The organism is Tildeniella sp., assembly GCF_059505325.1.
This window is the reverse complement of the sequence record NZ_JCACKI010000050.1, coordinates 23,985-37,287: the sequence shown is the minus strand read 5'-3', so window position 1 is coordinate 37,287 and position 13,303 is coordinate 23,985. Positions and strand designations below refer to the sequence as shown.

Below are 13,303 nucleotides of genomic sequence, written 5' to 3'. Positions count from 1 at the left end.
GCATTTAATATATCCGACACGGACTTGACACCGAACGTTCTATCGCGTCTGCGGTGATCTGCTTCGAGTAGCGTTGACTTGAGTGTTAAGCAGAATTTTAATACTCATATGATCGCTCTACCCGCTGTAGCGTTTGTTGCAATGTTGGAATCAAATAGTGCGCCAGCGTAAAAGCATCAACGCCTAAAATTGTACGCTCCTGCATGGCAAGAATGCCTGCCTGAGCATGCCACCAAACGCCTGCTTGCACAGTAGCAATGACAGATGGTGACGAGGCTGGTGTTGCGATCGCTTGTGCCAGTAGTCCACCCAATAGCCCAGTCAGCACATCACCACTACCGCCACGGGCAAGTGCAGCCGTACTGCCAGGATTAATCCAGACGGTACCTTCCGGGTTGGCGATCGCCACTCGCGCTCCTTTCAACAGCACAATGGCACCAGATTGTGCAGCGGCAGTTTGAGCAGCAGTAATGCGACATGGCATTGGTTCAGCGAGATCAGGGAAGAGACGCTTAAATTCGCCGAGGTGAGGAGTAATGACGGTTGGCGCTTGCCGTCGTTGAAGTGTTGGCACTGTCCCCATTTGGGCAAGAATGTTTAGCCCATCAGCATCCAGGACGATCGCCTGCTCTTCCTGCAAGACTTTTTGCACGATGGCGTTTGCGTCCATCGTTAAGCCGGGACCGCAGGCGATCGCGTCATACGCATGCAAATCAATTTCATCAGGCAGTTGAGCGATCGCGCCTGTTTCTGTCTCTGCACAGCCCCATACCAGCGCTTCTGGCAACTGTGCTGTGAGCGTTGCCTTCAGCGTAGCAGGAGCGGCGATCGACAGCATCCCAACACCGCTAGCACGTGCGCCTAGTGCAGTGAGCAGTGCGCCCCCAGCATAGCGGCGAGAGCCGCAGATCAGCAGTACATGACCCATCTGGTATTTGTGCGTGGCAGCAGGGCGGGTTAAAGGGATATGGGCGATCGCTTGCTCTGGCGTTATGCATCTTACAGAGGGTTGGTCTCCCAGCACTGCCCAAACATCTGCAAGAGGTAGGTCAAAATCAATTAATGCAACGGTGCCTGCATAATCGAGTGCTTGATCTTGCAACAGTCCTTGCTTCCATAGTCCCAGGCAAAGGGTCTGGGTAGCACGCACTGCCGTTCCTAAAACCGCTCCAGTATCGGTGTGCAGCCCAGAAGGAAGGTCGATGCTGATCACAGGCTGAGACCACTGGTTGATTTGGTTAACTGTGGCGGCGATCGCATCACTGAGCGATCGCTCCAGTCCAAAGCCAAACATACCGTCTATTAAGACATCACAACCTTGCAGTGCCTCTACCTTCACAAAAGGGATGCCCAGACTTTGACAATAGCGGCTATGGCTGGCAGTCAGATCTTTGAGCGTGGAAAAGGGGCAGTGAATCGAAACAGCATAGCCTTTGAGGTGAAGCTCACGCGCGACGACCAGTGCATCGCCGCCGTTGTGCCCTGGTCCTACCAACACGCCGATTTGTTGTCGCGTGTCAGGGTAGAGTAACTCAACTCGACGCGTAATCAGCCCTGCGACCTTCTCCATCAGCGCTTCAACGGGCATACCTGCCGCAAAAACACGCGCTTCGATTTGGCGCATTTGTGCAGAAGTGACTACAATTTGCTGAATCGTTTGAGTTCTCGTCGGTGCTATCAAAACCGTCATTCTAAATGGCGCAACACTCTATGAGCTAGCGTGTGCAGCTCACAAGAACTGTATAGCTAAACCCTCGCGCAAAACCAATACACCAGAGGCAGAGGGACGATCGTATACTCTATGCCGCTAAGGTTGCTTCACTCTGCAAAAGTGCAGAACTGCTTTAGCGCTCATCCATAGCAGCAGGCATCACATGGACTGCCAATCAAATTGACCGCCGATTGAGCCTTTTACAGGTAACCGTTAACTCATCAGTATGGCTTTAGCGGTTGTAGTGAACTCGCGCATCAAGACCACCTCCATTGAGAAACTGACTGATCTTCTTGGCATCGTTATGCTGTACAAATGGACCAATTTCCAGATGCGGACCTAACGGTGCTCCTTTCTCTTGAATAGCTTCCTGACGAATACCCATGCGAATGGCTCGATCTGCCAGACTGGAAAGCTCATCTCGACCACCTGGGATGACCACAACATAACGGCTTGTCGTCGCTACATTCGATGGGGCTGCAATCGTGGCTGCATTAGTCGTCGCCACCTCAGCCATAATGCCCTGCGAGTTCAACGCTGCAACTTGCCGCCTGGCACCTGCCTCATTATCAAATGTCCCCACTTGAATAGCTGGTTGCCCTTGATACCGCTGCACTGACGCACTCGGCTCAATCGATCGCACTTGCTGTAACAGATAAGGGCTATCGCCGCTCACATAGACGGTATATTGTCCCGCTGCCCCTGAACGATTGATAGGCGCTAGAAAAACAGTTTCGCCGCCAGGTAACGGTGTTGAGTTGGTGGCAGAGGGAGTCGTCATCAGCCCCGGCACTGAAACCGTAGGAGGGGGTGGCAATGGCACTAGCTGCTGTGCTTGGCTTGGTGCTACGACTGTAAGAGACACGATCGCCCAACTACCGATCGCCCAACTACCGATCGCCCAGCTACCTGAAAGCCCTGATTGATTGATCGAATGGTATCGGTGCATGGTGAGCGATCGTAGACCGCTGCCACCAAAACGCTGCCGAGAACGTTCTGTTCTTCCACACTGTTTGCTACTTGTCATAGTGCAGTCCCCTTACGGCTGGTTTGATGTCAGCCATGTTATACGCAGACTGTACAGATGACACAAAAAAACGGTACAGATGTCCTGTACCGTTGTTGGGTAGTGAGAACCCTTATCAGGGAGTTAAAGATTCAAGCCATCATTCCAGCCAGTCGATCCGCAGATGTATTAGCAACTAAGCGCGGTAACGCCTTGAGTCCAACTGTCATTTACTGCCAACACAAACCAGATTTCGCAGGCAGTTCTACGCAAGTTGCTGTAGCTCACGCTCAAGCAGGTTAATGAGGTCTTGATCGCCTTGCTCACGTGCGACCTGAAGGCGACGCTGTACGTTGCCCTGGAGGTTGCTACGGTGAATGGCTGAGGACTCCGCGCTGCCAGACACTTTCTTATTGAAGCTATGGGTGCCTGAGCTAATCGCTGCACGTTGCGTTACAGCAGCGGGTTCTGTCCAACCGTTCAAGGCGTAGGTAGAGCCGCGATACACCAACGGTGCTGTTGGTTTAACCATTGGCAGGTGTAGTTCGACGTTGGGATCAACGGTATAAACAGAACCACGATAATGTAGATTGAAAGTGGGTCGGACAGCGCGGAAAACAGTTGCTTCGTGAACGGCTTCAGCGCTACGCGGATTGTAGTTGTATTGAGTGCCACGGTAAGTAAGTTGCATGGTCTTCGCCTCTTGATTAAATGTGTTGTTTGTGGTGGGTTGAGGCGCGTTCCTTCGGGACTTCTCCCTACTTCCGTCTGCCGGATTTAAGAAGCGGCTAGATGAACGATTTCTTTCATATCTGTATTATAAGCTACAGAAATAAGCGGCGACCATGCTTTAGCGAAACTTTACGCTCTATTTTTGCGATCTCTATCCATTGGCTGACTCTGGGCAGGACTGGCGATCGTTTAGCGCCACCAGCCGATTGCCGTCAACCAACTACGCTGGCAGTAAACCTTTCGTTGCTAGCCAGTCGCGATTGAACAGCTTCGATTGGTAACGACTGCCGCCATCGCATAACACAGTGACGATCGTGTGTCCTGCTCCAAGTCGTTTTGCCAGGGCGATCGCGGCTCCCACATTAATGCCTACAGAGCCACCCATAAACAGCCCGTCTTTTTCCAGCAGTTGATAGACCACACGCACGGCTTCAGTGTCGTCAATTTGAATGGCATCATCAGCGGGCGCACCTTGCATGTTGGCAGTCACGCGGCTGTTGCCAATGCCCTCGGTGATGGAATTCCCCTCTGATTTTGGTTCGCCTGTTTTGACATAGCTGTAGAGTCCACTTCCCATCGGGTCGGCAAGGACACATTGAATCTGTGGATTCTTTTCTTTGAGAAACAGCGAAACGCCTGCGTAGGTACCGCCTGTTCCCGTCGCAGCAACCCAGCCATCGATTTTTCCACCTGTTTGCGCCCAAATTTCGGGTCCCGTTGTGGCGTAATGGGCATGACGGTTTGCCAGGTTGTCGAACTGGTTTGCCCAAATCGCGTTTTCCATTTCTGAGGCGATTCTGCCAGAAAGCCTGACGTAATTATTGGGATCTTTGTAGGGCACGGCGGGAACGGTACGCACTTCGGCTCCTAGCGTCCGTAAGAGATCGATTTTTTCCTGCGATTGCGTTTCGGGAATGACGATCAGACATTTGTACCCTTTGGCATTGCAAATGTGCGCTAGTCCAATCCCTGTGTTGCCCGCGGTGCCTTCGACCACAGTCCCTCCAGGCTTGAGCAATCCTTTTGCTTCGGCATCTTGAATAATGTAGAGTGCTGCCCGATCTTTGACTGAGCCACCCGGATTGAGAAATTCCGCCTTGCCCAAAATTTCGCAGCCTGTTTCGTCGCTAAAGCTGTTGAGCCGAATCAGTGGTGTGTTGCCGATCGCGTCGATGAAGCCACTCTTGATATCCATGCTGAAAACTACCTACTAATTCCCTATAAAGATTTTGGCGTATGAGGAGTGGATTGGTGCTCTCTTTTTAGGCATAGCAGATTTGATTAGATGTAACAGATTTGAGCGACCACACCGAGTTCTACAATGTGTCCCATCGACACAGAAGCAACCATAAACAAAAAAACGGGTGCCACGCAACAGTTGTGTGACACCCGTTGAATTTTAAGCGAAACGTCGATCGTGACCAATGGCGCTTTCAGTTGGTTATGAGTAGCTGAAGTTGATGTAGAAGAACGCATTGGATAGCGTACCGCCAACACCACCATCCGATACTGTGAACTGGAAGGTTTCACTACTGCCGTTGCCGATGTAGTCGAAGCTGAGATTACCCGAGTCAATGTCTGCCTGGGTAAAGGCTTGCCCTGCGCTGACCTGGTTGCCATTGAGCCGCAGTACGCCAACGGTTGGATTGGGTACGGACGTGAGCGTGTAAGTCAGTTGGGCAGTCGTGTTATCCACATCTGTCACCTGGAGCAAGTCGCTGCCGATGACGGTCAGTGAAGGCACATCGCCAGCCAGGAGTAAGCCAGTATTGCTTACCAGCACGGGTGCATCGTTGACGGGATTGACGTTGATGTTGAAGATGCGGGTGTTTAATGTCGTGGTGCCATCTGAGACCTGGAAGAAGAAGGCATCGTTACCATTAGGCTCACCACCGTTGTGAACGTAGGTTAATGCGCCCTGGTCGATTTGCTGCTGCGTCACGGTTGCGCCGCCCACTAGTGCCGCCCCGTTTAGGAAGAGTGTGCCGGAGATGGGGACGGTTGGCAAGGTGTAGATGAGTTCGGACGTGAGGTTGTCGGGGTCGGACGTTCGCAGGAGGGTGTTGGTGAGGTTGAGCGTTGCGCCTTCATTCACAGTGGCAGGACCAGACGAGACGATCGTCGGTGCATCATTTGTATTCGTGATACTGATGTTGAACGTCCTGCTGCCTGTGTTTCCACCTGCGCCATCGCTCACCGCAAAGATGAAACTGTCGCTGGTGGTTTCGCTACCGTTATGGCGATAGGAGATGCGAGTGCTTTCGATATCTGCCTGGGTGAAGGTCTGTCCTATGGTGAGAGCACTACCGTTCAACCGCACGTTCCCGCTGTTGGGGGTGCTGCTCAGGGTGTACCTCAGTTGAGCCGTTGTGTTATCAGCATCACTGACACTCAGCAAGGTGGTGGAGATTGTACTCGTTCCCCCTTCGGTGAGGGTTAGCCTTGCGTTGTTGACGATCGCGGGCGCATCATTCACCGGGTTGATCACGATGTTGAAGGTGGCAGTGCCAGCGCCAGGAACGGTGATACTACCCGGTGTGTTATCAGCGACCGTGAAGGTAAAGCTATCGCTCGTCGTTTCGCTGCCGTTTTGGAGGTAGGAGAGATAGCCGCTATTGACATCTGCCTGAGTGAACGTGCCGCCAGCCGCCAGAGTCGCCGTAGTACCGCCGCCATTAGAAAGCCGTAAGCTGCCACTGGTGAGTGGATTGGGTGCGCTAAACAGCGTGTAGACGAGCAGATCAGGCGTATTGTCTACATCGGTGGTGCGAAGTTGAGAGTTGGTAATGACGCTAGAGGTGCCTTCGCTCAAGGTCAGCGATCGGTTCGTTAGCAAGACAGGTGCGTCGTTCACCGAGCTAACCGTGATGGCAACAGAGCCAGTAGCGATACCAGGTGAACCGGAACCCGTGTTGCCCTGGTCGTTGATGATGACACTCAGCGTGTCCGCACCGAAGTAATCCTGTCTACCGCGATAGGTCAGAGTGTTGAGTACTGGGGTCAGGGCTGCCAATGTGCCGCTGTAGGTGATAGCGCTTGTGCCGCTGCCTATGAGTGTGTTACCGCCGCCAACCGCACCGATCGTCAGGCTGCCGTTGCTGACCGCGAAGATGACCTGAACCGGGTTCGCTCCAGAGTCTACATCGGTCAGAGTGATCGCTCGACCCGCGTTGAAGACGAGATTGGTGTCTTCGTTGACGGTCTGTGCTCCAGGTACGGTCAAGGTTGGTGCATCATTGACCGCATTGACATTCACATTGATGGTCTTAATGTCGGTTAAGGGACCGCCAAAGCCAGCATTACCTTGATCATTTGCCCGGATGGTGATCGTGTCGGCTCCGTTGTAGTTGAGCCTGCCGCGATAGGTTAGATTGGCGATCGCGGTATTGATGTTATCTAGCGTGTCGGTGAGCGTGAGCGTTGTGCTGCCAGGCACGAGTGGATCGAGTGTCAGCGTTCCGTTGGTTGCGGTGAGCGTGACAGTGATGGGGTTGGGATTGGAGTCCGCATCGGTGATGTTGATTCCAGAGAGCAGCAGATTAGTATCTTCGTCTACCGTTTGGTTACCCGGTACGATGATCAGTGGTGCATCGTTGACGGCGCCGACGGTGATACCCAGCGTTCTGCTGTCGATGCCGATCGCGCCAGAGCCAGTATTGCCCTGATCGTTGGCGGTGAGCGTCAGCGTATCGGCACCATTAAAGTTCAGGTTACCACGGTAGCTGAGTCCAGACAGTGCCGCGTTGATGTCGGTGAGTGTGCCGCTGAAAGCAATGCTGCTGCTGTTATTGGAGCCAGCGGTGATGGTCAGTCCAGTAGTATTGCCCAGTTGGAGCGTCCCACTGTTGACAGCCAGGGTGACGACCAGCGCACTGCTGCCCGAATCGACATCGGTAAGGCTGATACCTGCGATCGCCAGCGTTGTATCTTCGCTGACTGTGGGCGGATTGGGCAGGGTGAAGACAGGCGCGTCGTTGACCGCAGTGACATTAATCGTGAAGGTCTGAAGCGTGGAACGATCAGCTCCGCCTAGAGCCGTGCCACCGTTGTCTCTAAGCTGCACAGTCACGATCGCTGTCCCATTAGCATTGGGAGCAGCTGTATAGATGAGGGTGCCTGTTGCAGGGTCGATCGTCGGTGCGACTGAGAACAGTGAGGGATTGTCTGTATTCACCAGGAAGTTGAGCGTCTGAGCCGCTTCATCGGCTGGTCCGGCTGAGATTGCGGTTGCCCAGCCAGCGATCGCTTGTGCGCCTGCATCTTCGCTGATGGTCTGATTCGCGCCCTTGATAAAGGACGGTGCATCGTTTACTGGGTTAGCGGTGATGGTAAAGGTGCTGGCGGGCGACGTATCGTTGCCACCGTTAGCAGTGCCGCCGTTATCGACCAGGTTGGTGGTCACCGTTGCCACGCCATTGGCATTGGGAGCAAGGGTGTAAGTTAAGTTGCCGCTGGGATCGATCGTCGGTGCGACGGTGAACAGGCTGGCATTGTTGTTGGACGTAATGAAGTTGAGCGTCTGACTCGACTCATTTGCCGGACCCGTCGAAATGCCCGTTGCCCAATTAACCGTTTGTGCTGCGGCATCTTCGTTGACAACTAGGTTAGGACCAGCCGTGAAGGACGGTGCATCGTTAACGGGAATGACATTCACCGCGATCGTTCTCTGAATGTTCAGCGCGCTGGAGGCACCGACTGCACCCTGATCGTCTACGTTGATGATGATGGCATCAGCACCAAAGTAGTTGGCATTGCCCTGGTAGCTAAGGGTTGCGAGTGCAGCCCGGATGCTGTCGATCGTCCCTGTAGCGGTGATTGTGCTGCTACCGTTTGTGGTGGTATTCACAAAAGTCAGCCCACCAGTTGTACCAAGCGTCAATGCGCCATTCGTAGCGGTCAGGTTGACTCTGACGGGGTTGGTACCCGAATCGGCATCAGTGGTATCAAGCAGACCTGCCAATGAGAGCGTTGCATCTTCTAAAACGGCTTGTGCCCCAGGAACGGTCAAAGTCGGTGCGTCATTAATGGGGTTAACAATCAAGTCGATCGTCCGTGTATCGGTCTGTGCTCCACCTGCCCCAGTGCTACCCTGATCCGTGACAGCAACGCTAATCGTATCGGGACCGTTGAAATTCAGGAGACCCTTATAAACCAGGCTACTCAGCGCATTGTTCACTGCCGTTAGCTGCCCGGTCAGCGTAACCAGGTTGGTGCCATTGTTGTTGACAGTCAAGCTGCCAGGATTGAGACTGAGCGTACCACCAGAGGCTGAGAGCGTTACAACTAGAGGATTACCACCGATATCTGCGTCACTAACACTAATCAGTTTTGACCCTGTGAATGCCAGCGGGAGATCCTCATCAACTGCCTGGAAGCCCGGAACGGTCAGCGCTGGAGCGTCATTGACAGGTGTCACGTTGATGCTGAAAGTGGTGAGAGCGATCGTGCCTGTCGAGTTATCCGACGCGGTAAAGCTAAAGCGATCGGTGGTCGTCTCCGTTCCATCATGGGTATACGAGAGGCTGTTGCTGGCGATGTCTGCCTGTGTAAAGGTTTGACCTGCCAATAGAGTGGCAGCGCCGAGTTTCAGGCTACCTCGGGTTGTGCCAGCGCTCAGTGTATAAGTCAACGGTCCGGGACCGTCATTGTCGGTGATGGCGAGAGCCGTGCTGGCGATCGTGCTCGTCGCTCCTTCTGCCAGCGTCAGCCCCAGATTGTTAGAAATGCCAGGGGCATCGTTCACAGGGGTAATCGCAATGTTGAAGACGCTCGGACCTACAGGCGTTGTCACCACACCATCCGTTACGTTGAAGGTAAAGCTATCCGACAGCGATTCAGTACCATTGTGCTGATAGACCAGTTGCCCGCTGTTCAAATTCGCTTGCGTAAAGCTAGTCACTGGACTACCAGCCAACAGCAACGTGCCGCTTGTGGGAGGGTTGGTCACGCTGTAAACCAGGCTTGTTGACGGCGGACTGTCACCATCGCTGACCTGTAGCACGCTACTGCTGATGGTAGTCAACGCACCTTCCAGTAACGTAATGCCGCCATTGGAAACCAAAACAGGCGCATCATTGACAGGGGTAACGGCAATGTTGAAGGTCGTGAGCGCAAGTGTGCCTGTAGAGCCATCAGAGGCTGTAAAGGTAAAGCTATCGGCTGTTGTTTCGGAACCGTCGTGGGTATACGAGAGACGGTTGCCTGTAATATCTGCCTGGGTGAAGGTCTGCCCTGCCGCAAGGGTGGCTGTGCCCAGTTTTAGCGCACCTCTGGTCGTGCCAGTGCCCACTGTGTAGGTTAAGGAACCCGGACCATCGTTATCGGTGATCAATAAAGCAGTATTGGCGATCGTGCTCGTTCCCGCTTCCGCCAGCGTCAAACCGACGTTATTAGCCAGTCCAGGCAGATCATTCACCGGGAGCACAGAGACGTTGAAGGTTCTCGCTGCAACGATCGCCGTACCATCGCTGAGTGTGAAGCTGAAACTATCCGAAATGGATTCACTACCGTCATGCACGTACTTGAGTTGCCCACCTGCCAGATCAGCCTGCGTGAAGCTAGTTACAGTCGTTGCCCCCAAAACCAGGCTGCCATGAGCAGGTGTCGAAGCGGTGTAGGTGATCTGTGGGTCTAAATTATCGACATCGGCGGCGCTCAACAGCGTGGTGGTAATACTGCCAGTCGCGCCCTCCGAAAGCGTCAGACCAACGTTGGATAAGAGTGTCGGGGCATCATTGACCGGAGTCACCGCAATACTAAAGGTTGTACTGGGAATCACCGCTCCAAATGGGTCAGATGCCGTAAAGCTAAAGCTATCGCTGGTGGTTTCACTGCCGTTGTGCTGATACGTCAGGCGATCGAGCGTGTTGATATCCTGCTGCGTAAAGGTTTGCCCTGCTGTCAAAGCGGTGCCATTCAGCTTCAAGTCGCCATTCAGCGGCTTCTGACCCAGGGTATATTTCACTTGAGGCGGTGGACTGTCTGGGTCAGTGACTTGCAGCAGCGCGCTACCAATACTGGCGGTTGTGCCTTCGCCGATCGTCAAGCCTGCATTCAGACTGAGCACAGGTGGCGAGTTGACGGGTGAAACAATGATGTTGAAGGTTGAGTCAGTGGTAACAGTGGTGCCATCAGAGACACGGAAGACGAAACTGTCGCTGTTGGTCTTACTACCGTTGTGGTTATAGAGGATGCGATTGTTGTTAACATCTGCCTGCGTGAACGTACCGTTAGCGGTCAGTGCGTTGGTGCCCACAAAGAGTGTACCGTTGATGGGTGCTGTGCCCAACGTGTAGATAATTTGGTCTGGAAGCTGCGGCGAGATGGCGGTTCCTGTAAATTCAGCATCGCTGGTTTGCAGCAGCGCCGACGTGATGATGGGAGCCGCACCTTCAGTAACGGTCAACCCTCGATTTGAAATTAAGATGGGAGCGTCGTTAACGGGCGTAACAGAGAGGCTGAAGGTCTGCGGTGAAAGTACGACAGTGCCACCTGCTCCGTCGGTAGCGGTAAATCTAAAGCTATCGTTGGTCGTTTCAGACCCATTATGGCTGTAGCTTAGCTTCGTGCCGCTAGTGATATCTGCCTGCGTGAAGGTGCTTCCTGCGGCGATCGCCGTATTATTCAGCAGTAAGCTACCATTGCTCGGCGCACTGTTGAGGCTATAAATCAACTGCGCTGCCGATTGCTCGACATCAGCTACAAGCAGATTCAAGCTCGAAAGGCTGGCGGCTGCACCTTCACTGAGCGTCAATGCCGTGTTAATTGATAGCGTGGGTGGATCGTTAACAGGAATTGTATTGATGGTGAAAGTTGTGTTAGCAACAGTCCCACCAACGCCATCGGACACGCTGAAGACAAAGCTATCAGTGAGCGTTTCACTGCCATTCTGGTTATAGCTGAGCTTGCCAGCATCAATGTCAGCCTGCGTAAAGATGCTGTTTTGAGCGATCGCGGCTCCATTCAAGCTCAAAGCGCCCTTGGTGCTATCAGGCGGTACGACTAGCGTGTACGCCAGTTGAGCGGGCGTATTGTTCTCATCTGTTACCTGCAACAAAGTATTGCTAATGGTCAACGCAGAGCCTTCGCTGAGCGTCAACGCGTTATTGCTAAGGAGTACAGGTAAATTATTGGCGCTAATATTCAGGTCATAGGCACTACTGCCAGCCGTGGCAGCAACCTGAATATAGTAGGTTCCCGCGACCAGACCATTGACTGTAAATGATTCTGCGGCATTGCCACCGTTAGCAGAACTGGCGACGACTCCGCCAAAGGCATTGTATAGCTGTAGATCTAAGTTGCCATTCAGGGCACCACCACCTAAGCCAGTCAGCGCCAAACTGAGTTGCGTAGTGCTACCAAGAGAGAACTGATAGTAATCATTCACATCGGTGGTGCTGACCGTATCACGGTAGGTGCCGTTGCCGTTGACAGGACCGATCGAAAAGGCAGTTGTCGTGGTGTTACCAGCCGCATCCGCACGGACAACAGGGAGCGATCGGCTGAAGGGGGGTGTCGCGCGCCAGTTTGTATCAATCGTGATGGGCAGATCTGCCGCTGAGAGAAAGGTTGTGCCCTTAAGAAACCAAACAACATTTTGACCCGTTGCGAAATTGCGCCAGAGCAGGTCTGAATTGCCATCATCGTTTAAGTCAACAGCCCCCTGTATCTGCCAGTTAAGGTCTCCTACAGCGGGCAGCACATCCGCCACGCCAACTCTCGTTGTGCCATTCATCAACCAAACGAAGTTGTTAACATTTGACGGTGTGTAGTCACGCCACAAGATATCAGGATTGCCGTCATTGTTAAAGTCAGCGACTGCCTGAATGCGATAGCTGGGACCTAATGGCTCTATGAATACACTTGAGGCGAGCGTTAGTCCTCTGATAAACCACACAGAATTTTGCCCAGTCGCAGAGTTCCGCCAAAGAAGATCGCTAGTACCATCACTGTTGAAGTCGCCCGATCCCTGGATCTTCCAATTTGGGTCTCCAACCGCTTGGATATTGACGCTGGAGACTCGCGTTGTCCCATCCATGACCCAGATTACATCTTCTCCAGTCGCATAATTGCGCCAAGCAATGTCAGTGTTTCCGTCGGCATTGAAGTCTCCGGTTGCTTGAATTGCCCAGTTCAGATCTCCTACCCCTTGAATATTCAAACTGGAGACGCGCGTAATCCCATCCATTACCCAGACGGTGTTCTCGCCGGATTTGTAGTTACGCCAGACAATGTCTGTCTTGGTATTGCTATTGGCTGCGACGTTAAGACTGTAGTTAGTGCTGGGTGTTGTGGTGAGCGGGTTGAGCGGATCGGTGGCGGGTCCTGGAAGCACACGAATATAGTAAGTACCCGGGTCAAGAATATTATTAATCGACTCCGCTAACGTACCCGTGTTGCTCGAACTCAGCAGGGAGCCATCTGTACCTGTAGCGATCGCCCCAGTGCTGGTCAGAATCTCAACATCCGCATTTGCACTTAAGCCCGCCAGCGATAGCGTGAAGCTGCTAGTGCGAGAAAGTTTGAAGCTGTAGTAGTCATTAGCATCGAGAATACCAGCGTCAACACCGATGAATTCGGTTGACGTTTGTGTACTGACGATCGGAAAAATCTGCTTAGCGGTCGCTAAAGTGTTACCAACGGAATCTGCGGGCATCGCTTATCACACCTACAATGGCTTCGCTATAGTGCCCGACTCCTCATCGTTAGCTAACAAAGTAACGATTATTTTCGTATATCTTTACAAAAAACTTGTTTTGTGTACGCAAAAGCCAGGGTTTCTACGTAGAAACCCTGACCAGCAATACCGAGCATGGCGGCAGTAGCAAATATAACGTTGACATCCGTAGGTCGTC

At 53.0% G+C, this 13,303-nt stretch carries 5 protein-coding genes and 1 riboswitch; all 5 genes read right to left on the bottom strand.

Features of this window, described 5'->3' with window-relative positions:
* Positions 1 to 97 precede the first annotated feature (97 nt).
* Entirely contained in the window at positions 98 to 1,690 is a 1,593-nt protein-coding gene (locus tag AC5JO6_RS16605) for an NAD(P)H-hydrate dehydratase (protein WP_496082178.1), read from the bottom strand.
* A 253-nt stretch (positions 1,691 to 1,943) separates the two neighbouring features.
* The gene (locus tag AC5JO6_RS16600; protein WP_496082177.1) at positions 1,944 to 2,738 is read right to left on the bottom strand and encodes a hypothetical protein; all 795 of its coding nucleotides are present in this window, start codon (positions 2,736 to 2,738) and stop codon (positions 1,944 to 1,946) included.
* Between the two features lie 244 nt (positions 2,739 to 2,982).
* Complete coding sequence (gene pirA, locus AC5JO6_RS16595; protein WP_496082176.1) at positions 2,983 to 3,408, bottom strand: arginine synthesis PII-interacting regulator PirA; 426 nt, start codon at positions 3,406 to 3,408, stop codon at positions 2,983 to 2,985.
* Between the two features lie 43 nt (positions 3,409 to 3,451).
* A riboswitch (Glutamine riboswitch) is annotated at positions 3,452 to 3,518 on the bottom strand.
* 151 nt (positions 3,519 to 3,669) lie between these two features.
* Positions 3,670 to 4,644 (bottom strand): cysteine synthase A, encoded by a 975-nt coding sequence (locus AC5JO6_RS16590; RefSeq protein ID WP_496082175.1) that lies wholly within the window; start codon positions 4,642 to 4,644, stop codon positions 3,670 to 3,672.
* 246 nt (positions 4,645 to 4,890) lie between these two features.
* Entirely contained in the window at positions 4,891 to 13,104 is an 8,214-nt protein-coding gene (locus tag AC5JO6_RS16585; protein ID WP_496082174.1) for a cadherin-like domain-containing protein, read from the bottom strand.
* Between the last annotated feature and the right edge of the window lie 199 nt (positions 13,105 to 13,303).

Coding starts and splice junctions, on each gene's coding strand:
- AC5JO6_RS16590 (WP_496082175.1), bottom strand. CDS start 4,644: ATGGATATCAAGAGTGGCTTCATCGACGCGATCGGCAACACACCACTG.
- AC5JO6_RS16605 (WP_496082178.1), bottom strand. CDS start 1,690: ATGACGGTTTTGATAGCACCGACGAGAACTCAAACGATTCAGCAAATT.
- AC5JO6_RS16600 (WP_496082177.1), bottom strand. CDS start 2,738: ATGACAAGTAGCAAACAGTGTGGAAGAACAGAACGTTCTCGGCAGCGT.
- AC5JO6_RS16585 (WP_496082174.1), bottom strand. CDS start 13,104: ATGCCCGCAGATTCCGTTGGTAACACTTTAGCGACCGCTAAGCAGATT.
- pirA (WP_496082176.1), bottom strand. CDS start 3,408: ATGCAACTTACTTACCGTGGCACTCAATACAACTACAATCCGCGTAGC.